Source organism: Delftia sp. K82 (assembly GCF_002193035.1).
GTDB classification, from domain to species: domain Bacteria; phylum Pseudomonadota; class Gammaproteobacteria; order Burkholderiales; family Burkholderiaceae_C; genus Comamonas; species Comamonas acidovorans.
Map to the genome: position 1 here is coordinate 68,179 of NZ_MYFL01000005.1, position 23,324 is coordinate 91,502.

The following is a 23,324-nucleotide window of genomic DNA, read 5'->3' on the forward strand; positions in this document are numbered from 1 at the left end:
GTGGTGAGACGGGCCAGCTTTGCCAGTCTCCGCGCAGGAGAGCCAAAGCGCAGACGCCGACAGCGTTGCGACAGGTGCCGTTCCCCTTGTGCTTTCATTTACAAGGGCTATTTCACACCTTGGAGTAGCTCCAAGGTCAAGCGGCTACGATGCATGTCCTGACAACATGTGAGTGTTCTGCGATGAAAATTGGCGAGTTGAGCCACGCCACCGGCGTGGACACCGACACGATCCGGTTCTACGAGAGGACGGGGGTGTTGCCGCCGCCAGCTCGGCAGACCAATGGATACCGGGTATACGGGACGGAACACATCGATGGACTGTCCTTTGTCCGCCACTGCCGGGCCTTGGACATTCCTCTGGCCGATGTCAGGCGGCTCCTGAACTTCACATCCCGTCCGGATGAGGATTGCGCGGACATCAACCGGCTGGTCGACGAGCAGATTGCGAGGGTGCGTGCCCGCCTGACCAGCTTGAAAGCACTGGAAAGGCAACTGACGACGCTGCGCGCCCGCTGCTCCGCAGGACATCAAGCGAAAGAGTGCGGCATCCTTGGCGAGCTGGTCTCTGCAGCGCAGCGGGAAGCGTAGTCAAACAGATCTATCGATGGCGCAGGGCAAGACGCCTGTGCGCAAGCACTGGCAGCAGGCGAAGGCTGTGTTGACATGCGCCGGCAAGACCGCCTAAACTACGTACCAAACAACAGACATAGAGTCTTTTCGTCGTTCGATCGCCTGAGCCATTCTTTTCCCCATGCCGACCCATGCATTCACCATACGCAAACTCGCCGACGCGGCAGGCGTTGGCGTGGAGGCGGTGCGCTATTACCAGCGCGGTGGATTGCTGGCTGCGCCGGATCGCGTGGACGGCGGCTTCCGGCAGTATTCGGAGGACGATGTCCGTCGTCTGCGCTTCATCAAGCGGGCTCAGGCATTGGGGTACTCGCTGGAGGACATCGCCGAACTGATGTCCTTGAGTACCAAGCGTGATCGGCTGCGCGTGCGGGAAATCACCCGCGAACGCATCGCGGAGATCCGGGAGCGCGTGGCCGACCTGCAGTCGATGGCCTCGGCGCTGGAAAATCTGGCCGATTGCTGCGCCAAAGCGCCAGAAGGTTCGGCCTGTTCGATCATCGCCGCGCTGACCGGGGAGCAGGACTTAGATCCGGCCATCGCCGATCCGAGCCTCGTTGCGCAGGCAAGCGTTGCCGGCCGACGCAGATCCGTGCGGCCGGGCGCTGAAGCCTATCACCGCACTGATGGGGTGGCCGCATGACGATGACGCGCATGTTCAGGCGATTCGTCTGCCGGCTGATGCTCGGTGTGCTGGTCTTCGGCCAGTTGGCCATCGCTGCCTACGCCTGCCCCGCACTGTCGGGCATGCCGCAGTCGCTTCCGACGATGGCCCTGAATGCGTCGGCCGCGGCGATGCCCGGTGATGAGGCCGGTGCTGCGATGGCCGTGTCGCCCGACATGGTCGCAACGTCAGACATGGCCGCCATGGCGAGCTGCGACCAAATCGACGACAACGCCGCCAACTTGTGCGTAGAGCACTGCCGTTTCGGCCAGCAAAGCGCCGACCATGCGTCGGCCCCGACCGTACCCGCGGCGCTGCTGACGACCCTCTACACCCTTCCGGTGCAACCCGAGCCTCTCGGGCATGGCTGGCCTTCGGCCGACGTGATATTCCGGCGCGTCGCGGCGTCTCCGCCGCACGCCATCCTGCACTGCTGTTTTCGCATTTGATCTCCTGACGCTGGTGCGGCCGGCCTGAGCCGGCTGAACCAGACCGATCGGTCGCGCTTGCGCGTGTCCGCGAGTTTCCGCTCGCCCCCGCCAAGCTCCATTCGACCTGATGGCATTCGTCAACTGGAGATCCCATGTTCATCGACTCTTTTTCTTTCCGCACGCCGGGCGGCGCTGTGCCATGGCGCAGGCTTGCTGCCGGCATCGTTGCGGCATTCGCCATGGGCGCCGGTGCAGCCCATGCCGCCGACGGCCTGACGCTGGATCAGGCGCTGCGCCTGGCACAAACCCGTTCTCGCGCGCTCGTGGCCCAGGATGCGACGGCATCGGCCGCACGGGACATGGCGGTCGCCGCCGGACAGCGGCCAGACCCCACCCTCAAGCTCGGCATCAACAACCTGCCCGTCAACGGCGCGGATCGGTTCAGCCCGACGCGCGACTTCATGACCATGCGCTCCATCGGCGTGATGCAGGAGTTCACACGCGAAGACAAACTCAAGGCCCGTGCCGGGCGCTACGAGCGCGAGGCCGAAGTCGCCGAGGCCGGGCGCAGCCTGGCGCTCGCCAACCTGCAGCGCGACACCGCCTTGGCCTGGCTGGACCGTCTCTTCCAGGAGCGTGTGCGCGACATGCTGGTGACCCAGCGCGACGAAGCGCGCCTGCAGATCGACGCCGCTGATGCCGCCTACCGGGGCGGGCGCGGCACGCAAGCCGATGTGTTCGCCGCCCGTTCGGCGGTCGCCCAGATCGACGACCGCATCGAGCAGGCCGAGCGCCAGGTCGCCACGGCCCGCACGCAACTGGCGCGCTGGATTGGCTCCGTCGCAAGCGATCCCCTGGGCTCGGTTCCGGCATTGGATACGGTTCGCCTGAGCCCGCAGGATTTGGAAGCCCAGTTGGCCCACCACCCTGAAATCGCCGTGATGCAAAAGCAGGAAGAGGTCGCGCAGGCCGAAGCCGACATCGCGCAAGCCAACAAGAAGACCGATGTGAGCGTCGAGCTGATGTACAGCCAGCGCGGCCCGGCCTACTCGAACATGGTCTCGCTCAATGTTTCGATCCCGCTGCAGTGGGACCAGAAAAACCGCCAGGACCGCGAGCTGGCCGCCAAGCTCGCCAGTGTCGAGCAAAAGCGCGCCGAGCGCGAGGAAGCCACGCGCGCCCATGTGGCCGAGGCACTGGCGATGCTGCAGGAATGGCGCAGCGACCGAGAGCGCCTGGCGCGCTACGACAGCTCGCTGCTGCCACTGGCCACCGAGCGCACGCGCGCCTCGATCGCCGCCTACCGCGGCAACGCGGGCACCTTGACCGCGGTGCTAGAGGCACGCCGCGCCGAGATTGACACGCGCGTCGAACGCTTGCGCCTGGAAATGGGCGCGGCGCGCCTGTGGGCACAACTGAACTACCTGGTGCCGGCTGGTCACGACACGGCCGCACCCCGCCCCTGAGCACAACCGAGAGACCTCCCATGAAAACCAAAAACCTCGTGATGGCCCTCGTCGCCGCCGGCGTGCTGGGCGCCGCCGGCTACGGCCTCTACACCCTCGGCATGCGCCACGGAGCCGACATGCCGGCCACGCCTTCGAATCCCAGTGGCATGGCATCGCCGCAAGCGGCGACTCCCGCTGTTGCTGCGCCTGCCAATGAGTCGGGCGAGGACGCCACGCGGCGGCATATCGCGGCCGGCCTCAAGGCCGGCGACGTCGATCCCGCCAATGGCAAGAAGATCCTGTACTACAACGATCCCATGGTACCGGCGAACAAGTTCGACAAGCCGGGCAAGTCACCCTTCATGGACATGATGATGTCGCCGGTCTATGCCGACGGGGATGCAGATAAGGGAAACGTCACTGTCAGCTCGCGCATCCAGCAGAACCTCGGCGTTCGCACCGCCGAAGTGACCGAAGGCACGCTGTCGCCGCAGGTGTCGGCGGTGGGCAGCATCGCCTTCAACGAGCGTGACCAGGCGATCGTGCAAGCGCGTGCCACCGGGTACGTCGAGCACCTGTACGTGCGTGCCACGCTGGACCCGGTCGCCAAGGGGCAACCGCTGGTCAGCCTCTATGTCCCGGACTGGGTTGCTGCGCAGGAAGAGTTCCTGTCAGTACGGCGCATGAAAGGCACGGACCTGGGTGGGCTGGTCGACGGTGCGCGCCAGCGCATGCGCCAGGTCGGCATGGACGATGCCCAGATCGCGCTGGTCGAGCGCAGCGGCAAGACCCAGCCACGCATCACGCTGAGCGCGCCCATCGGCGGCGTGGTGGTCGAATTGCTGGCGCGTGAAGGCATGACGGTGATGCCGGGCGCGACGCTGTTCCGCATCAACGGCTTGTCCACCGTGTGGGCCAACGCCGAGGTGCCCGAGAGCCAGGCCGCGCTGCTGCGCCCGGGCGCCAAGGTGCAGGCCCGTAGCCCGGCCGCGCCCGGCAGCAGCTTCGATGGCAAGGTGCAGGCGATCCTGCCCGAGGTGAATCCGAGCACGCGCACACTGAAGGCTCGCCTGGAGCTCGCCAATCCTGGCAGCCGGCTGGTACCGGGGATGTTCGTCACGATGAACTTCGTGGACATGCGGCCCGACAAGACGCTGCTCGTGCCCACCGAGGCGGTGATCCAGACCGGCAAACGCACGGTGGTGATCGTGGCCGAAGACAACGGGCGCTTCCGTCCGGTCGATGTCGAGGCGGGCCTGGAGAACAGTGGCCAGACCGAGATCAAGCGCGGCCTGTCGGCGGGGCAGCGCGTCGTCGTGTCCTCGCAGTTCCTGATCGACTCGGAGGCCAGCCTCAAGGGTGTCGAGGCCCGCTTGAACAGCGAGCCGGCCGTGGTTGCCCCAGCTTCGCCTTCGGCCCCGGTGGCCGCCAGCGCGCCACGGCATGTCGGTGAGGCCAAGGTCGTCAGCGTCGGCAAGGACGCGTTGACCCTGTCGCACGGCGCCATTCCCACAATGAAGTGGGGCCCGATGACGATGGACTTCAAACTGCCGCCCGACGGCGCGGCGCGCAACGTGCAGGTCGGTGATCGCGTGCGCTTCGAGTTCTTCATGGGCGCGGACGACCTGCCGCAGCTCACGCACGTCACGCCGATGGCGGCCGGAGGCAAGCCATGATCGCCAAGCTGATCCGCTGGTCCATCGCCAACCGCTTCCTCGTGCTGCTGGCCACCTTGGCACTCAGCGCCTGGGGCATCTATGCGGTACAGCGAACGCCGCTGGACGCGCTGCCCGACCTGTCGGACGTGCAGGTCATCATCCGCACCACCTATCCGGGCCAGGCGCCGCGCATCGTCGAGAACCAGGTCACGTACCCGTTGACGACGACGATGCTCTCGGTGCCGGGCGCAAAGGCGGTGCGCGGCTACTCGTTCTTTGGCGACTCCTTCGTCTACGTGCTGTTCGAGGACGGGACCGACCAATATTGGGCGCGCTCCCGCGTCCTCGAATACCTCAACCAGGTGCAGTCGAGGTTGCCGGCCCAGGCTAAGGCCTCGCTCGGTCCGGACGCTTCCGGCGTGGGCTGGATCTACGAGTACGCACTGGTCGACCGCAGCGGCAAGATGGACATCTCGCAACTGCGCGCCCTGCAGGACTGGTTCCTCAAGTACGAGCTCAAGACCGTGCCCGACGTGGCCGAGGTTGCCTCGGTAGGCGGCATGGTGCGCCAGTACCAGATCGTGCTTGATCCGGACAAGCTCGCGGCCTACGGCATCCCGCACACCAAGGTCGTGGAGGCGATCCAGCGCGCGAACCAGGAGACCGGCGGCTCGGTGCTCGAACTCGGCGAGGCCGAATACATGGTGCGCGCCTCGGGCTACCTGGGGAGTCTTGAGGATTTTAGGAAGGTGCCGCTGATGACGACAGCCGCCGGCGTATCAGTGCGCCTGGGCGACGTGGCCCGGGTGCAGATCGGTCCGGAGATGCGCCGCGGTATCGGCGAACTCAATGGCGAGGGCGAAGCCGTCGGCGGCGTGATCGTCATGCGCTCAGGCAAGAACGCGCTGCAGACCATTGCCGCGGTCAAGGACAAGCTCAAGGGCCTGGCGTCCAGCTTGCCGCGGGGCGTGGAGATCGTGCCGGTGTACGACCGCTCCGGGCTGATCGAACGCGCGGTCGACAACCTCACGCACAAGCTGATCGAGGAGTTCATCGTCGTCGCGGTGGTCTGCTTCATCTTCCTGTTCCACCTGCGCTCGGCGCTGGTCGCGATCATCTCTCTGCCCCTGGGCATCCTGGCGGCGTTCATCGTGATGCACTACCAGGGCGTCAACGCCAACATCATGTCGCTGGGGGGTATCGCGATCGCCATCGGTGCGATGGTCGACGCGGCGGTGGTGATGATCGAGAACGCCCACAAGCATCTGGAGCACTGGAGCCATGAGCACCCCGGCGAGGTGCTCGAAGGGCCGGCCCGGTGGCGGGTCATCGGTGACTCGGCGGCGGAGGTGGGGCCGGCGTTGTTTTTCTCGCTGCTGATCATCACGCTGTCCTTCGTGCCTGTGTTCACGCTGGAAGCGCAGGAGGGACGCCTGTTCTCGCCGCTGGCGTTCACCAAGACCTACGCCATGGCGGCTGCGGCCGGCCTGTCGGTGACCTTGATTCCGGTGCTCATGGGCTACCTGATCCGTGGCCGCATCCCCGATGAGAAAAACAATCCACTCAATCGCCTGTTGATCGCGGTCTACCGGCCGCTGCTCGACAGGGTGCTGCGCGCCCCAAAGCTCACGCTCGTGGTGGCGGTCGTGGTGCTGGCCACCAGCCTGTGGCCGCTGCAGCACATCGGCGGCGAGTTCATGCCGCGGCTGGACGAAGGTGACCTGCTGTACATGCCTTCGGCGCTGCCGGGACTGTCGGCAGGAAAGGCGGGAGAGCTGCTGCAGCAGACCGACCGCCTGATCAAGACGGTGCCGGAGGTCGCGAGCGTCTACGGCAAGGCCGGCCGCGCGGAGAGCGCCACCGACCCCGCTCCGCTGGAGATGTTCGAGACGACGATCCAGTTCAAGCCGCGCGACCAGTGGCGCGCCGGCATGACGACCGACAAGCTGGTCGAGGAACTTGACCGCATCGTCAAGGTGCCGGGCCTGTCCAACATCTGGGTGCCGCCGATCCGCAACCGCATTGACATGCTGGCCACGGGCATCAAGAGCCCTGTGGGGGTTAAGGTCGCGGGCACCGACCTAGCAACCATCGATCGCATCACCGCAGAGATCGAACGCACGCTCAAGGACGTGCCCGGCGTCAGCAGCGCTTTGGCCGAGCGGCTCACGGGTGGGCGCTATGTGGATGTGAACATCCGGCGCGACGATGCGGCCCGCTACGGCCTGAACATCGCCGACGTGCAGTCGGTGGTCTCGTCCGCCGTGGGCGGCGAGAACATCGGCGAGACGGTGGAAGGCCTGCAGCGCTTCCCGATCAACCTGCGCTACCCGCGCGAGATGCGCGATTCGCTGGAAAAACTGCGCTCCCTGCCCGTCGTGACCGAGCGCGGCCAGCGCCTGGTGCTGTCCGACGTGGCCGACATCCGCATTGCCGACGGGCCGCCGATGCTGCGCAGCGAGAACGCGCGCCTGTCGGGCTGGGTGTACGTCGACATCCGGGACCGCGACCTGCGCTCCGCGGTGCAGGACATGCAGCAGGCCGTGGCCAAGCAGGTAAAGCTGCCGCCGGGCTACTCAATCTCCTGGTCGGGACAGTTCGAGTTCCTGGAGCGGGCCACCGCCAAGCTCAAGGTAGTGGTGCCCTTCACGCTGCTCATCATCTTCGTGTTGCTGTACCTGACCTTCGGCGCGTTCGGTGAAGCGCTTCTGATCATGGCTGCGCTCCCATTCGCGCTGGTGGGCGGCATCTGGCTGCTGTACCTGCTGGGCTACAACCTGTCGATCGCGGGTGCGGTGGGCTTCATCGCACTGGCTGGCGTGTCCGCCGAATTCGGCGTGATCATGCTGCTGTACCTCAAGAACGCCTGGCAGGAGCGAGTCGGCCGCGGCACGACCAGCGAGGCCGATCTGCTGAATGCCATTCGCGAGGGCGCCGTGCTGCGCGTGCGGCCCAAAGCGATGACGGTGGCCGTCATCCTGGCCGGCCTGCTGCCGATCATGTGGGGCACGGGCACCGGCTCCGAGGTGATGCAGCGCATCGCCGCGCCGATGGTGGGAGGGATGGTCACGGCCCCGTTGCTGTCGATGTTCGTCATTCCCGCGGCCTACCTGTTGATGCGGCGGCCGCGCGAGCGCAAGGCATCGCGGCGGATGTTCTGGAGGCGTCGTCATGCGGCCACTTGAACGCTCCGGTGGCGGCCGCGCATGGGGTGCGGCGGTGCTTTGCCTGTCGCTGCTGCTGGGCACAGCGACACGCGCTGCCGTTTCCGCCCAGGAGATTCAGCACGCCGGCCCGGTGATGACGGCAATGGTGGCCTCGCGCCCGTTGCCCAGCAGCGCCGACGATTGCCAGGTATGCCCGGCTTGTGCCATCGCACCGGCACCAGCGGCTCACGCATTCACCGGCGAAGGCGAAGCGCGAGAGCAGGCTCCGGTGGCCTGGCTCGCGCTTGCGACGGTGGCGCCGGCGCCGACCTGGTTCTTTGATGCGGGAGGCGGTCGACTGCGATGGCCTGTACGCCTAGCGTTCTGCCGGTGGCTGGATTGATCCGATGAGGCTCCTCTCGGACTTTTTGGATCAACCAACCTTGGAAAACCATCATGAAAAAATCACTGCTCCCCCTCATCGCCGCCCTGGCGCTGGGCGCTTCTCTGCCTGCACTGGCCGGCCCCGACTTCCAGGCCATCGAGAAGGCACGCGCAGCCAAACAGGCGGCAGCAGCATCGCAAACGGCCAGTACCACCCGAGTCGACGGCACCACAGGTCAGCGGGTGAACTGCCCGACCGACCCGCTGGTGCTGCCGCTGGATCACGGCCCGCGTGCCCAAACGACGCCTGGAGAAAACCGGATGCGCAAGGCGCGTTACGAGGCCCAGGTCAAGGCATGCACGAACCCCGGGTCGTGAGCACCAGCCCATGACTCTCCAACGCTGGCCATTCCCAGTGGCCGCGTTCCATCCGGGGCCTGCCAGAAGGCCGGCCCCATTTTTAAAGCTCAGAAAAGGAAATCCATCATGAAACTCGTCTCAACCGCAACGCTGATCGCCGCCTTGGCGTTTTCTGCTGCCACCTTCGCCCAATCCGGCGACATGGGCAGCATGAAGATGGAGGGTAAGGGCATGCAGGAGTGCATGGACATGAAGGGGATGAAGGGCATGGACATGAAGGACATGGATGCCAAGAAGTGCCAGGACATGATGAAAGGCATGGACGCCAAAGGCACCGCCAAGTCCGCGGCCCATGAGGCCGATGCCGTGGTGAAGGAATTTGACGCGGTCCAGGGCAAGGTCACCCTTGCGCATGGCCCCGTCAAGAGCCTGGGGTGGCCCGCGATGACCATGGCGTTTGGCGTCAAGGACAAGGCCCTGTACGACAAACTCGCCGTGGGCGCGAAAGTCCACGTCGGGTTCAAGAAAGAGGGTGACGGCTACGTCGTGACCTCGGTCAAATAACGCGCCGCAGACGATGTGAGCCTGCGACTACGGTGAACGCGCACGCGTTTCGTAGTCGCATCCTTCCTGCAAATTGATCAAGGTGATCAGCATCGTCACCCAAGGCGTTTTTCTGTTTCACCGCAGATGCAGGGCGATCCCGGCCACTGGAGCATGGCCGGCCACGCTGTCGTGCTGCGCATTGAACCCCTGCGGGTTTCGCCCCATGCGGGCTCTCATCGCTGACACCTCCGGCCCAACTTGCTGACCAGGGCCTGCGCGCTGCGCTTGCCAAGACCGGGTGTAGCTGGATGGTGGGGTGTGGCGGCTTGCTGTCTCCCCATGGTGCCACGGCGTTCGCGCCGTAAAGGGCGGCGCGCCATGGGCGCTTGCGGCCTGCGGCCGTCGTGCCCCTTGACGGCTTGCGCTGCGCCGTGACCCGCAGGGGCTGGGCAATTCCGCCCGGCATCCTTTCAGGAGTTCAGCATGAACTACGCATTCATCACCGACGAGCAGCGTGCGCTGCTGCTGGCCAACGGCCGCGCATCCTTGGAGAACCCGGACTTCGATCCGGCGCCCGTAGTCAAGCTGTTCACGCCCGATGCGGGCGCGACCTGGCTGCTGACCGAGATTGATCCCGACGACCACGACCACGTCTTTGGTCTTTGCGACCTGGGCCTGGGGATGCCGGAAATCGGCTGGGTCAGCCTGGGCGAGCTGGCAGCGGTGCGCGGGCGGCTGGGGTTGCCGATCGAGCGTGACCTGTCTTTCCGCGCCGAGAAGCGGTTGAGCGCCTATGCGCGCGATGCGCGCTTGGCCGGGCGGATCGCTGTCTGACCTGGCCTTGGGAGCGCCGCAAGGCGCTCCTTGTGCTTTCTCGACCATCGAAGGAGATCAATGCCATGAGCAGCCATCACGACTACATCATCGAAATCACGGCGCAGCACGATGCGCTCAAGCCGTTCGCGCCGGAGAACGGCCAGCCCTTGCGCTTCAAGATCGGCGACGCGGTGATCTACACCAACGAGTACGGCGCACAGTTCCGGCGCCGCGTCACCGGGTTCTACCAGCCCACCGGGCTGTCGGGTCTGTACGCGCGCGGTGCGCGATACCTGCTGGACTCGTCATCGCCGTGGATGCCGGTTGCGGAATCCAGCCTGCGTCCTGACGACTCGGCATGATGCCTACGCGCCCCTGACGGGGCGCTGCGCGCTTCGCTTGCCTCCAGGGGAAAGCCCTGCGGGCTATCCCCGCCGCGCGATGCTTGGCACCCCTCAAAGACCGCCGAACCGGCTGCGCCGGATCGGCCAGACAACATCAGCCGCAGATCGACGATGCCTCGCGTTTGCTCATCCTGATCCAGTTGTTCATTCCACTTTGAAGGCTGGGCGTCCCCGGCCACCTGGGAGATAGCCGGTCGCGCTGTCGTGCGCGTGGCGCATCGAGCCGCCTGCGGCGTCTCGCCCCTTCGGGCTTCCATCGTTCCCTCGCTCCGCTCGGCTGACGCCTCCGGCCCGGCTTCCAGCTTCGGGCCTGCGCGCTTCGCTTGCCGTGCGGTCGGTGTGTAGGGACGGCCGTTGCCATGTCCAGCCGTCTTCCCTGACTTCATCACCTTCACCGCGACTGTAGCCCGCGGCTGTGTGCCGTCAAGGCGCGCAGGGCCGTGTCCTCGGCTGCGCCTGCGGGCCGCACCAACCCTGCGCTTGTCTCCTTGACGGCCCCCGTCCGCGCGCTCCTGACCGTCGCGGGCGATGAACTCAGGAAGGACGGTGGCAACAGGGCCAACCGGGTTCCTCGTGCCGACCGCACCGAACAGCCGAAAGGCTGGGCTCCGAATCTAGGAATCCGGTGTGCGGTTTTCTTCAACAGCCTTTTTGTTCAGGAGAACGACATGCTTGCAACCCGTTTCGCTTCCCACTCCCCGGCGCTGCGCAGCGGCTACCCGCTGTCCGATGACCAGATTCGCAGGGTGGCCCCGTCCATCTTCGCGGATGCACCGCATGAGAGCCGTTCCGAGCGGTACGCCTATATCCCCACCGCCGCCGTGCTGACCGAACTGCGCAAAGAGGGGTTTCAACCCTTCATGGTGACGCAGACCCGCGTGCGCGATGAAGGCAAGCGCGAGCACACGAAACACATGCTGCGCCTGCGCCATGCCAGCCAGATCAACGGCGCGGAAGCTAACGAAATCGTGCTGCTGAACTCCCATGACGGCACGAGCAGCTACCAGATGCTGGCCGGAATGTTCCGCTTCGTGTGCAGCAATGGGCTGGTGTGCGGTGACACCGTGGCCGATGTGCGCGTACCCCACAAAGGCAACGTGGCCGGGCACGTCATCGAAGGCGCTTATGAGGTGTTGAGCGGCTTCGAGCGGGTGAAGGAATCGCGCGACCTGATGCGCGGCATCACCTTGGACGATGGCGAATCGGAGGTGTTCGCCCGTGCTGCGCTGGCGTTGAAGTACGACGACCCGGACAAGCCAGCGCCTGTCACCGAATCGCAAATTCTGATGCCGCGCCGCTTCGACGACCGCCGCCCGGACTTGTGGAGCGTGTTCAACCGCACTCAAGAAAACCTCACCAAAGGCGGCCTGTCCGGGCGCAGCACCAACGGACGCAGGCAGCAGACCCGCCCCGTGCAGGGCATTGATTCCGACATTCGGCTGAACCGTGCCCTGTGGCTGCTGGCCGATGGTATGCGCCAGCTTAAGGCTTGAACCGTTCCCCCGCCGGAGGGGCGGTTCCCCTCCATTTCCTTGTTTCACTTATTGGAGATTCACCATGAACGCCGTTACCACTACCGAAGCCCGCGCCGTCCACACCGCAGCCAGCAGCGCAGCGAACGTGCTGCAAGCCGCCGACCCGAGCAAGCACATGATTCTGGTTCCGCTGTCGCGGCTGGTGCTGCGCCCCACGGGCCGCAATGTGCGCAAGACCCCGCGCATGTCCATCCCCGAACTGGCCGCGAGCATCCAGCGCGTTGGCCTGCTGCAAAACCTGATCGTGATTCCCGCCGCTGATGGCGAGCATTACGAGGTGGTGGCCGGTGGCCGACGCCTTGCAGCCCTCAAGCTGCTGGCGAAGAAACACCGCATCGCCAAGGATTGGGAGGTGCCTTGCCTGCAGGTGGCCGATGGCACGGCCCGCACGGCCAGCCTCACCGAAAACGTGCAGCGCGAAGCCATGCACCCCGCAGATCAGTTTGAAGCGTTTGCGGCATTGGTGGCCGAGGGCCGGCCCATCGAGGACATTGCGGCGGATTTCTCCGTCACGCCGCTGGTGGTGCAGCGCCGCTTGAAGCTGGCGAATGTCTCGCCCCGCCTGATGGCCGACTATCGCGCCGATGCCGTGACGCTGGATCAGTTGATGGCGCTGTCCATCACCGACGACCACGCCGCGCAGGAGGCCGCGTTCTATGATGCGCCACAGTGGCAGCGCAACCCGTCCAACTTGCGCGAGCGGCTGACCGAGCGCGAGATTGGGGCATCGCATCCGCTGGTGCGCTTTGTCGGGTTGGACACCTACGAGCAGGCAGGCGGAGGCATCCGCCGCGACCTGTTCGCGGAAGGCGATGCGGGCGTGTACCTCAACGATGCCGCTCTGCTGGAAACGCTGGTGCGCCAGAAGCTGGCGAGCATTGCCGACACAATCCGCACCGAGGGCTGGGCATGGGTGGATGCCACGCCGGGCGTGACCCATGCCGACCTGCACGCCTTTCAGCGTGCGCCGAGGGAGCGCCGCGCACCGGGCAAGCGCGACGCACAGCGCATCGAGAAGTTGCAGGCCAAGATGCAGGAAGTGGCCGAAGCCATTGATGCCGCGATGGACGCCGACGACGAGGACAAGGCCGAAGCCTTGCAGGAAGAAGGCGAGCGCCTGGGCGAGCAGTTGCAGGCATTGGAGGATGGCTTGCTGGACTATGCCGCGAGCGTGAAGGCCGCAGCCGGTGCCATCGTCACCATCGACCGCAACGGCGAAGCCGTCATTCATCGCGGGTTGCTGCGCGAAGCCGAGGCCAAGGCGCTGCGCACGCTGGAGAAGCTGCGCCAAGGTTTTAGCGGCGCGGAAATCGAAGGCGACGACGACGGCGAAGATGCCGACGAAGCACCCAAGGCCGCAGCCATGTCCGACCGGCTGGCCCAACGCTTGAGCGCCCACCGCACCGCCGCGCTGCAAACCGAAGTCGCCCGGCATCCGCAGGTGGCGCTGGCGGCGCTGGTGCATGGCATGGTGCAAACCATCTTGCAGGGCAGTCACTACGGCCACGATCTGCCGCTGGGGGTTCGCCTCACGGTGCAGGACAGGCTGGAAGGCATGGCCCCGGACTGGCCGGAATCGCCTGCTGCTGTGGCTCTGCACGAGGCGCAGCAGGCATGGGGCGAGAAGCTGCCCGAGGACAGCGCCGAACTGTTCGCTGCGCTGCTGGCGATGGAGCAAGGCGAACTGGTCAAGCTGCTGGCCGTGTGCGTGGCTTCGACGGTGGACGTGGTGACGCCGCGTGCCACGGTGCAGCAGCCGGGCGCGGAACTAGCGCAGGCCGTGGGGCTGGACATGGCCGCGTGGTGGCAGCCGACTGCCGAGGGGTATTTCCGGCATGTTCCAAAGGCCGTGATTCTGCGAGCCGTGGGCGAGTACGCGCCCGAGCACGTCACCCGGTTGGCAAAGCTGAAGAAAGCCGACATTGCCAGCGAAGCCGAACGACTGGCCGATGGTACGGGCTGGATGCCCGCCATCTTCAAGGCCATAGGCTCGCAGGGAGCTGCGCAGGAGGAAGGCCCGGAACAGGACGCCCCGGAGGATGCCGAGGTAATGGCGGATGAACCCGCCGAGGCGCTGGCTGCTTGACCCGCGCCAATGGCAATCGCCCCGGCCTTGACCGGGGCGCTTCGCTGGAAGGAGAACCGCCCCATGACCCGCACCACGACCAGCCGCCCGCGCATGGCGGCGATCTACGCGCCCGGCACGGTGCGCGCCCGCCGCTGGCGCGGCGATGGCGACGTGTGCGGCTACCTCCCGCCCTCGGGCTGGACGACGCGCGCCGACCTCGCCGACATTCACCCCATCACGGGACGCGCCTTGCCGCGCGCCGTGTGGTGGCTCATCAAAACGAAGGAATAACCGCGATCAGCACCGCGCCCAGGCCGTTCCGTCCTGGGCGCGGTAAAAGCCCAATCCGGGCGCGGCGGTGGCCGCGCCCGGTGTTGAAGGCCCAACAGCTCCATCAGAACGCCGCCGCCTTCGCTGGCACTCAGGCGGCGGCGTTGAAATTGCCGGGCGTCACGCCCGGCAACGCGCTGTCGGGTTTTCCGGCTGCGCCTCATGCCGTCTTTGCTGTTGTTATAATATAGCCCCCTAGACTATATTAATTGTCGGCTGTCATGTCCCATACCTCTCGCCAGAAAGACAAGCTGGTCGCCCGTGTTCGCCGCATCAAAGGGCAGTTGGAAGGCATCGAGCGCGCTTTGGAATCAGACGCGGCGTGCGTGGAAGTGCTACGCCAGATCGCGTCAGTGCGCGGCGCGGTCAATGGCCTGACCGCCGAGGTGATGGAAGACCATTTGCGCGAGCACGTCCTGGAAGTTGAAACGGACAAGGAGCGCCGCCAGGGCGGCGAGGAAATGGTCGAGGTCATCCGAGCCTACATGAAATAAACCCGCCGCCCGCCGGCGACCTTTTCCAGATGACAGGGACTCCCCGATGACAATGACCTATACCCCCTCGGCCTCAGGCCACGACCATTTCTTTCTCGGCAGCGACCACCAGCGCAATGAGCGCAAGGTGTGGCTGGTGATCGCTCTCACGGCCAGCATGATGCTGGTGGAAATCGTGGCCGGTTCGATCTACGGCTCCATGGCGCTGGTGGCCGATGGATGGCATATGTCCACCCATGCGGGCGCGATGCTGATTACCGCGCTGGCCTACCGCTTTGCGCGCCAGCATGTGGGCAATCCGCGCTTTACCTTCGGCACGGGCAAGCTCGGCGATCTGGCCGGCTTCGCCAGCGCGATCGTCCTGGCCTTGATTGCCCTGCTGATCGCTTGGGAAAGTCTGGTACGGCTCACCCAACCCATCCATATCGACTTTAACCAGGCGATCGCCGTGGCTGTCGTGGGCCTGGGCGTCAACCTGGTCTGCGCTTGGCTGCTGAAGGACGACCATGCGCATCACGGTCACAATCATGGACATCACCACCACGATCACGACCATCATGTGCCAGGCAAGAGCCGCGACAACAATCTGCGCGCCGCGTACATCCATGTGTTGGCCGATGCGCTGACATCCGTATTCGCCATCGTCGCGCTGCTGCTCGGCCGCAGCTACGGCTGGCTGTGGGCTGATCCGGTCATGGGTGTGGTGGGCGCGCTGGTGATTGCCCGCTGGTCATGGGGGCTGATCCGGGACTCCGGCAGCGTGTTGCTCGATGCGGCAGTCGAGGGCGAGGAAGTGCGGCAGGAGATTCGGGAGGCCGTGGAGCCGACGGGAAGCGAGGTTACAGATCTGCATGTCTGGCAGGTGGGGCCAGGGCATTTCGCGGCCATCGTCTCACTGGTGGCTCGGGAGCCCCAGGAGCCCGCGCACTACAAGGCACTGCTCGCGCATATTCACGAACTGTCGCATGTCACGATCGAAGTGCAGCGCGGGGCCGCATGAGCATCGGCGTCACCTTGAAGGCTTGGGCCAGGCGGATCAAGCGTGATGGCGTGACGCTGTGGTTTGCCGGCAAGCATCCCGGCACGCCTTGGTATGCCAAGGCGCTGGGGCTGTTCGTGGTGGCCTATGCGCTCAGTCCCATTGACCTGATTCCAGACTTCATTCCGGTGCTGGGTTATGTGGACGATGTGATCTTGTTGCCCGTGCTGATCTGGTTGACTGTGAAGCTGCTGCCATCCGATGTGCTGGCGCAATGCCGTATTCAGGCCGATGAATGGATGCTGGCGGAAGGCGCCAAGCCGCGGAGCCGGTTCGGGGCAGTGATGATCGTGGCGCTGTGGCTGGTGATGGGGGTGGCATTGTGGTTCTGGCTCATGCCGCATCTTTAGTTTTTCCTGAGGGCATATTGAATGGCATGGGCGTGTCGGCGCGAAGCGCCGCCGGGCTTTCGAGCTGCGTCCCGTGCTTCGTGCCGAATTACGGCCATTCGGCTTCAATCCCTCACGCCTTCGCGCCTGCGCTTGCCTCCTGAGGATCGGCGCAAGGCTCATCCCTGCCGCGCGGTGCTTGACGCCCGTCGAATACCGCCGAACCGGCAACGCCGGATCGGCCAAGCCGGCGCCCCCGCCGCGATGGGCGGGGAACTGGCGAATACGCTGGAGCTTGCTGCGGCAGGTTGTACGGATGCGTGCCGTCCCCGACGCTGACGGTTCCTGCCCATCACGTTACGAAGGACGGTTCACGGGCATCCCGCCCGGCATCGCTATGGAGCTTCCATGCCACGCCTCAAGACTGGCGCCGCAAGGTGTGACCGGGGCGTTCTCGCCCGTCATTGGGGTGTTGACCTGGCCCGCGTCTGGGAGCGAGCCAGTGCAGCGTTCGTGCGGGGATGCCGAGTCAGCCCTGTCTCCTTTCGAAGCGGTTCGGCCCAAGGCGTCCTTGTCTTGTTGTGAATCCTGGCGGTGGCACGGCTGCGCCTCGGGCTTTATGGCTGCAACCGTCCGGCGAAAACAATTTCCCCCTGCGCTGCGCGCATTCCTCGCGGGACAAATTCTTTTCGCCTCCCGGTTCTCCACTGCGTTGCGACCGCAAGCGGTGCAGCCAGCCCGTCTCCCGCCGGTCGGATCACAACAAGGACGCGATGGGCGCGAACCTTGTTCAATCGTAAGGAGATTCATCATGGCAACCATCGGCACCTTCACCGCGGACAAAGACGGCTTCACCGGCACGCTGCGCACCCTGACCCTCAACGTCAAGGCCAAGCTGGTTCCCAACGACAAGGGGGACAACGAACACGCCCCCGACTTCCGCGTGCAGGCGGCGGGCTTCGACATCGGCGCGGCGTGGAAGAAAGTCAGCAAGGCCGAACGGCCCTACGTGTCCGTGACCCTCGACGATCCTTCGTTCCCAGCAACGGTCTATGCCCGGCTGATCGAGGAAGAGGACGGCACGCACACGCTGATCTGGTCGCGCAGCAAGCCCCAGGCGGCCTGATGGCCGCCAGCGCCCCGCCCACGCGGCGGGGCGCCGTGCCGCTTTCGCAGAGCTGCATGGAAGCCTGGTCATTGCAGGAGCGTGGCCCATGTTGGGCCGCTTCTGTTGAGGCATGGGGCGAGTCTGCGGCTGCAAGAACGGCCGGGCGTGTCGGTGCCTTGCACCGCCGGGCTTAGCTGGCTGCGCCCCGTGCCGTCTTTGTCGTCACGGCCATTCGGCGCCAATCCCTCACGCCTTCGCGCCTGCGGCGCTGCGCGCGTCGCTTGCTCCAGGGGATCGGCGCAAGGCCCATCCCCGCCGCGCTGCACTTGGCGCCCCTTGAACACCGCCGAACCGGCTTGCGCCGGATCGGCCGGGCCAGCGCCTACGGCGGGGCCGCCGCTGCGAGCTGGCTTTCAGCCTCGCTCATTAGCACTGCCGTGCTGCATTCGAGCGCGCCAGCGATCTTGAAAATGATCGCCAGCGTGGGCATGTGCTCGCCGCGCTCGATCTTCCCCATGTGGGAACGCTCGATGCCGGCCTGGTGTGCCAGCGATTCCTGCGCGATGCCGCGCTCCATCCGCAGAGCACGCACCGCCGCGCCGAAGGCGTGGGCCAGCTCGGCGTCATGGGTGGTGGAGCCGGCCGGTCGGCCGCGCTGGACGGTTCGCTTCTGCATAGACAGAAGCGTCAATTCGCAGCACAATTAAAACCACGTTATCTTTAACTCATTCATTCCGAATCAATCCTTTTTCGTGCTTCTACGTCTTTACAGAAATACGCATTTGCGGTTTTTCACGGAAGCACAAAACCGAATCCGTGCATTTCCTCAAATCCGCCGATACGGCTTTACGCTTTCACGCTTCGGTGGATTTGTTCCAAGAAAGGGCTGCCCATGAACCGACTCATCACCGAGGACGAGCGCAGGCAGTTGCTGGCCCACGGCCAGAATCGCGCCGCTGGCGGCTCCATCGACCCGTTGCCCGTGGTGCGGTTGTTCACGCCGGACGCGCATCTCACTTGGCTGCTGGCCGCGCTCGATCCGGCCGATGGCGATACGGCCTTTGGCCTGATCGACCTGGGGCTGGGAATGCCCGAGCTGGGCACCGTGAAGCTGTCCGATCTGGAATCCATCGTCGGGCCACGCAAGCAGCCCGTGATGCGGGATCGGTATTTTCAGGCGGCACGCCCGCTGTCGGAATATCTGCGGCTGGCCCAGGAGAATGGTTCCATCCTCGATTGAACCGTTCGCACTGCGGCCAAGCGGGGCGTATTGGGACTATTTCAGTCTTATTCCAGACCTGTCCGGTCTGAATCCGCACTCTTGCATTCAACCCGTGCTGGTGTGACCCAATCAGTCACGATCTTTTATGCGGGTACGGGCACGGTGTTTTGTGCCGCATGACGTTGTCGGGTCGGGCGGTCGTCGCATTCGGACGGGATTCGCAATACACCGGAGCCAATCAGTCTTGACACCGCATGTTACATGCTTGAATTGATGCAGATGATGGTTTTGATCTGGATGCGATAGCTTCGTTTTGATCGGCCCGTGGCGACGTTCCTGCTGTTCGACAGGAGCTTTCGTCATGGTCAGCCCTCACCATTTCCCGCACTGGTATCCCACCGCCGCCTACCTCTACGTTCTGCGGCTCGATGCACTCGCACTGGCCTGGGAGTACCTGCGGCGCCATCCCGACTACCGGCTCGACTGGCTGCACCGTCATCGCCGGCCGCAGGCGGCACAGCACGCGGCGCATCGCTGGGGCTTACGCCTGCTGGAAGACCCAGCCTTGGATGCGCGCGACGCGCATCCGGCCTGGCTCCCCGGCCATGCCGGCGTGGTGCAGCTCTACCCCGATGCCGACCCACCGCAGAATGCCACCGCCTTCGCGTTCTGGCGCATCCCTGGTCACAAGCAATTGATCCACGATGGCAAGCGGCTGGTGCTGATCGCGCGCAGCCCTGGCCATTGCCTGCGCTTCGCGCTGGCACCCGGCCTGGAGGACGGCATGGCTGTCGCCTATGCCCATCACGGCGGTGCTGCCGCACCTGCACGCGGCCATGCGCCCGGTGCGGCGCTGGCCAATGCTCGGCCCCGGCCATCGCATTCGGCCTTGCTGGAACTGCACACCTTGCAGGCGCTCGACGCAACCCTGGCGGGTGCGTCCTTGCGCGATGTGGCCGAAGGCTTGTTCGGCGTGGATGCCGCAGCCGGTTGGTACAGCGACGGCGGCCTGCGCTCCAAGGTGCGCCGCCTGACGCGGCGCGGCGATGCGCTGATGCGCGGCGGCTATCGCCGCCTAGCACAGCTTGCGCCGCTTGAGAAGGGTCGTTTTGAAGGCCACGCAAAACGACCCTGAGCAAGAGAGCTTCATTTTCTGAGACTGCCTCCATCCGGTTGCGCTGTGTGGCCGGAGCCCTGCAACCGATGGAGGTTCTCACCATGCGTCCTGCTCCCTTGCGGCCTGCCGCCGCTCCCGCAACCACCTCGGCCGCTGTCGCGCAACCGCAGCGTTATCTCACCAACGACGAAGCCGCCGACTACCTGCGACTGTCACCGCGCACGCTGGAAAAGCAGCGCGTGCTGGGCGGCGGCCCCAAGTTCCGCAAATTCGGCCGCCGCGTCATGTACGCCGTGGCCGATCTCGATGCCTGGGCTTCCGAGCGCAGCTTCGAGAGCACATCCGATCCCGAGTACGCCGAGCAGCATTCGGCGGACAGCCGTGCGCGCTGACCGCTGGCGCGCGGGTGGCTTTCGCCATGTCCAGCCCTGCGCTGCCGTCCCGGCAGCGGCTCGTGCCAGAGCGCGAACAGCTCGACCTGTTCCGTGCCCTGCCGGGCGACATGGCGCCGCGCGACAGCCAGGATTTGATGGCCTTTCCGTTCTTCTCGCTGGCGAAGTCGCGGCGCGTGGCGCCGATCGACTTCCGCGCCAGCGGCATCACGATCCGCGTGGAGGGAACGCAGGAGCATGGCATCGCCACGATTTGGGATGCAGATGTGCTCATTTGGGCGGCTTCGCAGATTGTGGAGGCGCGCGACGCGGGCTTGCGTCCATCGCGGCTCATGCAGGCCACGCCCTACGAGATCCAGCGATTCATTGGGCGCGGTACGTCGCTGCGCGACTACCAGCGCCTCAAGGCGGCCTTGGATCGCCTGCAATCCACGACGGTGGCCACGTCCATTCGGGAGACCACGGGAAGACGGCTGCACCGCTTCTCGTGGATCAACGAATGGAAGGAACTGGCCGATACCAAGGGCACGCCCTTAGGGCTGGAGCTGATCCTGCCGGACTGGTTTTACGCGGGCGTCATGGATGCCGCGCTGGTGCTGACCATCGACCCAGCGTATTTCCGGCTCACGGGCGGCATCGAGCGATGGCTGTACCGGCTGGTGCGCAAACACGGCGGGCGACAGCCGGGTGGTTGGCAATTCGATTTCCGACACCTGTATCGGAAATCGGGCAGTGCCACGCGCTTCTCAGACTTCGCCTACGACCTGCGCGCACTGGTCGCGCGGCAGTCGCTGCCCGGCTACGTCCTAGGCATCGAGCGGATGCCGGACAACAGCGCCGAGCTGCTGACCTTCCGGCCCGTGCCGTTCGCGGCACGGGGATAAACGGTGCGCAGCTTGTGGACGGGCTCGTGCTATCAGGAGTACGAGGTATCGTGCTATCGGGAGTACGACTCTCGTGCTATCAGGAGTACGGATCGGCCGCAAAGCCAATAACGGCGCGGGTTTCGGCCTCCCCTAACTTCCCTAACTTAAAACATCTAACTGGTAGTAGAAGCGCCGCACCTCGGTGGAAAACCGCCACGCGGCGCGAAGCACAGCGGCAACAACCGGGCTTTCCAACAGGGAGGGCCAGGCCATGATCGTCGCGCTGCTCAACCAGAAAGGCGGCGTCGGCAAAACCACGCTGGCTACCCACATCGCTGGCGAGCTGGCGATGCGCGGCCAACACGTCGTGTTGCTGGACGCCGACCCGCAAGGCTCCGCGCTGGACTGGACGCAGCGCCGCAGCCAGCAAGGTTTGCCAAGGCTGTTCAGCGCCGTGGGCCTCGCACGCGAAACGCTGCACCAGGAAGCGCCAGAACTCGCCAGGCGGGCCGATCACGTCGTCATCGACGGGCCGCCGCGCATCGCCGCCTTGGCGCGCTCCTCGCTGCTGGCGGCCGAGCGCGTGCTGATCCCGGTGCAGCCCAGCCCCTACGACCTGTGGGCCAGCGCCGAGATGGTGGCGCTGATCCGCGAGGCGCAGGTGTTTCGGCCTGCGCTGCGCGCGGCCTTCGTCATCAACCGGCGCGTGAGCACCACGGTGATCGGACGCGAAGCACGCGGCGCGCTGGCCGAGCAGCCGCTTCCTGCGCTGCGCGCGGAAGTGCATCAACGCATCGTGTTCGCCGACAGCGTGGCTGCTGGCCGGCTGGCACGCGAGACGGCGCCGGACAGCGTCGCCGCGCGCGAAATCACCGCACTGGTGGACGAACTGCTGCGGTGGCCGACATGAGCAGCCCCGCCAGCAAGCGCACGACAAAGCGCGTCGGCATCGGCGCGCGTCCGCCCGCGAATCCGCACGCCGAGGCGTGGATTCGCCAGGGCGACGCCGATGCGCTGGGCAAGGGCGACCTCTACACCGCACGCCTGACGCTCGACATCACGCCCGCAATGCGGGCGCGCATCAAGGTGTCGGCGTTCACGCAAGGCGTGACGGTGGCCGAACTGCTGCGCGGCCTGCTGGAGCGCGAGTTTCCAGAACAACGCAGGGAGAACACACCATGACCGCATCCGCTTCGTCTGCCCCCGCGCCTGTTGCCTTCGCGGCCACGGCTGCACCGTCGCCGCCACTCCTAGCACACGCGACGGGGCCAACATCAACGCCGCTAACGCGCGTTTCGCTGGCCTTCCTGGAGCACCGTTTCAAGCTCTACCTGCGCTTCGGCGAACCGGCGCGCACGCTGCGGCTCGACCGCTGGCGCAGTCTCGCCGTATTCATGCCGAATGCCATGTTCTGCCGCATTCGCTGGCAGTCCACCGACTACGGCACTGTTCGCTGGCAGCTCATGGTGATGCAGGCTTGCACGCCGCTGGACGCGGCGCAGCGCATCCCCGGTGTGCAGCCGGGCGCACGCCTGCTGCTGCACACCGAGGGCGAGAACCAGGTGCGCGCCGTGCTGGAGCGCATCGACGCCATCGAGGCGCTGGGGATCGCGCCATCCGCCGCTTCACCCGCGTACTGGCGCACGCTCGCCAACCGGCTCGCTGCGCGCCTGCCGCTGCCCGAATACACCGCCGAGCGGCACGCCGGATGGCTCATCGGGAGGGCGCTGCCATGACCGCCGTTTCGACTGTCGGCACCGCGCCGCGTCCTCGCTCACGCCTGCGCGCTCGCATCGTGCTCGCGTGCCTGTCTGCCTGCGGCCTCGCTGCGCTGGCCTGGGCGTCCTTCGTGCATCCGCTGCCGCGCATCATCTACAACCCGTCCGACAGCGTGGCGGTCGGCTGGTATCGCGTGGAACCGCTCCACCAGCGTACCGACTCGCTGCACCAGCCTTTGTCCGTTGGCAGCATCGTCTTGACCACGTTGCCGGCAGACACCGCCGCGCTGGCCGCGCAGCGCCGCTACCTGCCGGCGCGCGTGCCGCTGCTCAAGCGCGTGGGCGCCGTCGCGCCGCAAACGGTGTGCGTGTTTGATGCGCTGGTCTGGATCGACGGCGTGCCGGTGGCCGCCGTGCTGCCCGCCGACCGGCTGGGCCGTCCGCTGCCTTCCTGGCGGCAGTGCCGCCAGCTTCGGCCTGGCGAACTGTTCCTCTTGAGCGTGACCAACCCGGCGTCGTTCGACAGCCGGTATTTCGGGCCGGTCAGCGCATCCGCCGTGATCGGCGTCGCGCATCCGATCTGGCTGGAATCCCGCCCATGATGGCCGTCGATTCGC

26 protein-coding genes are annotated in these 23,324 nt (G+C 65.9%); 25 read left to right on the forward strand and 1 reads right to left on the reverse strand.

The genetic code is table 11. The features are described 5' to 3' along the window. The first annotated feature begins 182 nt into the window (after positions 1 to 182). The 17 genes from cadR (at position 183) to KDK82_RS27210 (ending at position 17,410) form a co-directional block, all read left to right on the forward strand. Positions 183 to 590, forward strand: coding sequence for a Cd(II)/Pb(II)-responsive transcriptional regulator (cadR, locus tag KDK82_RS27120; protein ID WP_016451579.1), 408 nt, complete (start codon positions 183 to 185; stop codon positions 588 to 590). 163 nt (positions 591 to 753) lie between these two features. After that, complete coding sequence (locus KDK82_RS27125) at positions 754 to 1,275, forward strand: MerR family transcriptional regulator (protein WP_012202409.1); 522 nt, start codon at positions 754 to 756, stop codon at positions 1,273 to 1,275. Then, the gene (locus tag KDK82_RS27130) at positions 1,272 to 1,745 is read left to right on the forward strand and encodes a hypothetical protein (RefSeq protein WP_012202408.1); all 474 of its coding nucleotides are present in this window, start codon (positions 1,272 to 1,274) and stop codon (positions 1,743 to 1,745) included. The genes KDK82_RS27125 and KDK82_RS27130 overlap by 4 nt, the downstream gene beginning before the upstream one ends. Positions 1,746 to 1,879: 134 nt before the next feature. After that, positions 1,880 to 3,193, forward strand: a complete 1,314-nt coding sequence (locus KDK82_RS27135) for a TolC family protein (protein ID WP_016451578.1) — start codon at positions 1,880 to 1,882, stop codon at positions 3,191 to 3,193. 20 nt (positions 3,194 to 3,213) lie between these two features. After that, entirely contained in the window at positions 3,214 to 4,851 is a 1,638-nt protein-coding gene (locus KDK82_RS27140) for an efflux RND transporter periplasmic adaptor subunit (protein WP_016451577.1), read from the forward strand. Then, a complete protein-coding gene (locus tag KDK82_RS27145; protein ID WP_016451576.1) occupies positions 4,848 to 8,018 on the forward strand; it encodes an efflux RND transporter permease subunit in 3,171 nt (1,056 codons plus the stop codon). Before KDK82_RS27140 ends, KDK82_RS27145 begins: the two co-directional genes overlap by 4 nt. A gap of 417 nt (positions 8,019 to 8,435) precedes the next feature. Beyond that, the gene (locus KDK82_RS27150; RefSeq protein ID WP_016451575.1) at positions 8,436 to 8,741 is read left to right on the forward strand and encodes a hypothetical protein; all 306 of its coding nucleotides are present in this window, start codon (positions 8,436 to 8,438) and stop codon (positions 8,739 to 8,741) included. Positions 8,742 to 8,849: 108 nt separating this feature from the next. Further along, complete coding sequence (locus tag KDK82_RS27155; RefSeq protein WP_016451574.1) at positions 8,850 to 9,287, forward strand: copper-binding protein; 438 nt, start codon at positions 8,850 to 8,852, stop codon at positions 9,285 to 9,287. Positions 9,288 to 9,752: 465 nt separating this feature from the next. After that, a complete protein-coding gene (locus KDK82_RS27160) occupies positions 9,753 to 10,103 on the forward strand; it encodes a DUF2958 domain-containing protein (protein ID WP_012202402.1) in 351 nt (116 codons plus the stop codon). Between the two features lie 65 nt (positions 10,104 to 10,168). Then, on the forward strand, positions 10,169 to 10,447 hold the full coding sequence (locus tag KDK82_RS27165; protein ID WP_012202401.1) for a hypothetical protein: 279 nt from the start codon (positions 10,169 to 10,171) through the stop codon (positions 10,445 to 10,447). 710 nt (positions 10,448 to 11,157) lie between these two features. Next, positions 11,158 to 11,982: a DUF932 domain-containing protein gene (locus KDK82_RS27175; protein ID WP_012202400.1), complete on the forward strand. Its 825-nt coding sequence runs from the start codon at positions 11,158 to 11,160 to the stop codon at positions 11,980 to 11,982. A 64-nt stretch (positions 11,983 to 12,046) separates the two neighbouring features. Next, positions 12,047 to 14,110: a ParB/RepB/Spo0J family partition protein gene (locus KDK82_RS27180; RefSeq protein WP_016451573.1), complete on the forward strand. Its 2,064-nt coding sequence runs from the start codon at positions 12,047 to 12,049 to the stop codon at positions 14,108 to 14,110. Positions 14,111 to 14,173: 63 nt separating this feature from the next. Next, entirely contained in the window at positions 14,174 to 14,383 is a 210-nt protein-coding gene (locus tag KDK82_RS27185) for a hypothetical protein (RefSeq protein ID WP_012202398.1), read from the forward strand. Between the two features lie 260 nt (positions 14,384 to 14,643). Beyond that, positions 14,644 to 14,916, forward strand: a complete 273-nt coding sequence (locus KDK82_RS27190) for a metal/formaldehyde-sensitive transcriptional repressor (RefSeq protein WP_012202397.1) — start codon at positions 14,644 to 14,646, stop codon at positions 14,914 to 14,916. A gap of 46 nt (positions 14,917 to 14,962) precedes the next feature. Then, entirely contained in the window at positions 14,963 to 15,916 is a 954-nt protein-coding gene (gene dmeF / locus KDK82_RS27195; RefSeq protein WP_012202396.1) for a CDF family Co(II)/Ni(II) efflux transporter DmeF, read from the forward strand. Next, positions 15,913 to 16,305 carry a YkvA family protein gene (locus tag KDK82_RS27200; RefSeq protein WP_012202395.1) on the forward strand — a complete coding sequence of 131 codons (393 nt, stop codon included), beginning with the start codon at positions 15,913 to 15,915 and terminating at the stop codon, positions 16,303 to 16,305. The genes dmeF and KDK82_RS27200 overlap by 4 nt, the downstream gene beginning before the upstream one ends. Before the next feature lie 790 nt (positions 16,306 to 17,095). Further along, positions 17,096 to 17,410: a DUF736 domain-containing protein gene (locus tag KDK82_RS27210; protein ID WP_016451571.1), complete on the forward strand. Its 315-nt coding sequence runs from the start codon at positions 17,096 to 17,098 to the stop codon at positions 17,408 to 17,410. A gap of 364 nt (positions 17,411 to 17,774) precedes the next feature. Here the strand turns inward: KDK82_RS27210 and KDK82_RS27215 are convergent, their stop codons facing one another. Further along, on the reverse strand, positions 17,775 to 18,068 hold the full coding sequence (locus tag KDK82_RS27215) for a helix-turn-helix domain-containing protein (RefSeq protein ID WP_012202393.1): 294 nt from the start codon (positions 18,066 to 18,068) through the stop codon (positions 17,775 to 17,777). Positions 18,069 to 18,284: 216 nt separating this feature from the next. Here KDK82_RS27215 and KDK82_RS27220 point away from each other — a divergent pair, with 216 nt between their 5' ends. From KDK82_RS27220 to KDK82_RS27260, 8 genes are all read left to right on the forward strand, one after another. Continuing rightward, complete coding sequence (locus tag KDK82_RS27220) at positions 18,285 to 18,632, forward strand: DUF2958 domain-containing protein (protein ID WP_012202392.1); 348 nt, start codon at positions 18,285 to 18,287, stop codon at positions 18,630 to 18,632. Positions 18,633 to 18,975: 343 nt separating this feature from the next. Continuing rightward, positions 18,976 to 19,749 (forward strand): DUF2285 domain-containing protein, encoded by a 774-nt coding sequence (locus tag KDK82_RS27225; RefSeq protein WP_016451570.1) that lies wholly within the window; start codon positions 18,976 to 18,978, stop codon positions 19,747 to 19,749. An 83-nt stretch (positions 19,750 to 19,832) separates the two neighbouring features. Further along, the gene (locus KDK82_RS27230; RefSeq protein ID WP_016451569.1) at positions 19,833 to 20,123 is read left to right on the forward strand and encodes an AlpA family transcriptional regulator; all 291 of its coding nucleotides are present in this window, start codon (positions 19,833 to 19,835) and stop codon (positions 20,121 to 20,123) included. 26 nt (positions 20,124 to 20,149) lie between these two features. After that, positions 20,150 to 21,007, forward strand: coding sequence for a replication initiator protein A (locus KDK82_RS27235; protein WP_012202390.1), 858 nt, complete (start codon positions 20,150 to 20,152; stop codon positions 21,005 to 21,007). A gap of 253 nt (positions 21,008 to 21,260) precedes the next feature. After that, on the forward strand, positions 21,261 to 21,899 hold the full coding sequence (gene parA, locus KDK82_RS27245) for a ParA family partition ATPase (protein WP_012202389.1): 639 nt from the start codon (positions 21,261 to 21,263) through the stop codon (positions 21,897 to 21,899). Further along, on the forward strand, positions 21,896 to 22,171 hold the full coding sequence (locus tag KDK82_RS27250) for a hypothetical protein (protein WP_012202388.1): 276 nt from the start codon (positions 21,896 to 21,898) through the stop codon (positions 22,169 to 22,171). Before parA ends, KDK82_RS27250 begins: the two co-directional genes overlap by 4 nt. Then, positions 22,168 to 22,725 (forward strand): DUF2840 domain-containing protein, encoded by a 558-nt coding sequence (locus KDK82_RS27255; protein ID WP_012202387.1) that lies wholly within the window; start codon positions 22,168 to 22,170, stop codon positions 22,723 to 22,725. Before KDK82_RS27250 ends, KDK82_RS27255 begins: the two co-directional genes overlap by 4 nt. Further along, positions 22,722 to 23,309 (forward strand): S26 family signal peptidase, encoded by a 588-nt coding sequence (locus KDK82_RS27260; RefSeq protein WP_012202386.1) that lies wholly within the window; start codon positions 22,722 to 22,724, stop codon positions 23,307 to 23,309. The genes KDK82_RS27255 and KDK82_RS27260 overlap by 4 nt, the downstream gene beginning before the upstream one ends. Positions 23,310 to 23,324 lie beyond the last annotated feature (15 nt).

Bases quoted from the DNA above. Each gene is read 5' to 3' on its own strand.
- cadR (WP_016451579.1), top strand. From the start codon at position 183: ATGAAAATTGGCGAGTTGAGCCACGCCACCGGCGTGGACACCGACACG.
- KDK82_RS27125 (WP_012202409.1), top strand. From the start codon at position 754: ATGCCGACCCATGCATTCACCATACGCAAACTCGCCGACGCGGCAGGC.
- KDK82_RS27130 (WP_012202408.1), top strand. From the start codon at position 1,272: ATGACGATGACGCGCATGTTCAGGCGATTCGTCTGCCGGCTGATGCTC.
- KDK82_RS27135 (WP_016451578.1), top strand. From the start codon at position 1,880: ATGTTCATCGACTCTTTTTCTTTCCGCACGCCGGGCGGCGCTGTGCCA.
- KDK82_RS27140 (WP_016451577.1), top strand. From the start codon at position 3,214: ATGAAAACCAAAAACCTCGTGATGGCCCTCGTCGCCGCCGGCGTGCTG.
- KDK82_RS27145 (WP_016451576.1), top strand. From the start codon at position 4,848: ATGATCGCCAAGCTGATCCGCTGGTCCATCGCCAACCGCTTCCTCGTG.
- KDK82_RS27150 (WP_016451575.1), top strand. From the start codon at position 8,436: ATGAAAAAATCACTGCTCCCCCTCATCGCCGCCCTGGCGCTGGGCGCT.
- KDK82_RS27155 (WP_016451574.1), top strand. From the start codon at position 8,850: ATGAAACTCGTCTCAACCGCAACGCTGATCGCCGCCTTGGCGTTTTCT.
- KDK82_RS27160 (WP_012202402.1), top strand. From the start codon at position 9,753: ATGAACTACGCATTCATCACCGACGAGCAGCGTGCGCTGCTGCTGGCC.
- KDK82_RS27165 (WP_012202401.1), top strand. From the start codon at position 10,169: ATGAGCAGCCATCACGACTACATCATCGAAATCACGGCGCAGCACGAT.
- KDK82_RS27175 (WP_012202400.1), top strand. From the start codon at position 11,158: ATGCTTGCAACCCGTTTCGCTTCCCACTCCCCGGCGCTGCGCAGCGGC.
- KDK82_RS27180 (WP_016451573.1), top strand. From the start codon at position 12,047: ATGAACGCCGTTACCACTACCGAAGCCCGCGCCGTCCACACCGCAGCC.
- KDK82_RS27185 (WP_012202398.1), top strand. From the start codon at position 14,174: ATGACCCGCACCACGACCAGCCGCCCGCGCATGGCGGCGATCTACGCG.
- KDK82_RS27190 (WP_012202397.1), top strand. From the start codon at position 14,644: ATGTCCCATACCTCTCGCCAGAAAGACAAGCTGGTCGCCCGTGTTCGC.
- dmeF (WP_012202396.1), top strand. From the start codon at position 14,963: ATGACAATGACCTATACCCCCTCGGCCTCAGGCCACGACCATTTCTTT.
- KDK82_RS27200 (WP_012202395.1), top strand. From the start codon at position 15,913: ATGAGCATCGGCGTCACCTTGAAGGCTTGGGCCAGGCGGATCAAGCGT.
- KDK82_RS27210 (WP_016451571.1), top strand. From the start codon at position 17,096: ATGGCAACCATCGGCACCTTCACCGCGGACAAAGACGGCTTCACCGGC.
- KDK82_RS27215 (WP_012202393.1), bottom strand. From the start codon at position 18,068: ATGCAGAAGCGAACCGTCCAGCGCGGCCGACCGGCCGGCTCCACCACC.
- KDK82_RS27220 (WP_012202392.1), top strand. From the start codon at position 18,285: ATGAACCGACTCATCACCGAGGACGAGCGCAGGCAGTTGCTGGCCCAC.
- KDK82_RS27225 (WP_016451570.1), top strand. From the start codon at position 18,976: ATGGTCAGCCCTCACCATTTCCCGCACTGGTATCCCACCGCCGCCTAC.
- KDK82_RS27230 (WP_016451569.1), top strand. From the start codon at position 19,833: ATGCGTCCTGCTCCCTTGCGGCCTGCCGCCGCTCCCGCAACCACCTCG.
- KDK82_RS27235 (WP_012202390.1), top strand. From the start codon at position 20,150: ATGTCCAGCCCTGCGCTGCCGTCCCGGCAGCGGCTCGTGCCAGAGCGC.
- parA (WP_012202389.1), top strand. From the start codon at position 21,261: ATGATCGTCGCGCTGCTCAACCAGAAAGGCGGCGTCGGCAAAACCACG.
- KDK82_RS27250 (WP_012202388.1), top strand. From the start codon at position 21,896: ATGAGCAGCCCCGCCAGCAAGCGCACGACAAAGCGCGTCGGCATCGGC.
- KDK82_RS27255 (WP_012202387.1), top strand. From the start codon at position 22,168: ATGACCGCATCCGCTTCGTCTGCCCCCGCGCCTGTTGCCTTCGCGGCC.
- KDK82_RS27260 (WP_012202386.1), top strand. From the start codon at position 22,722: ATGACCGCCGTTTCGACTGTCGGCACCGCGCCGCGTCCTCGCTCACGC.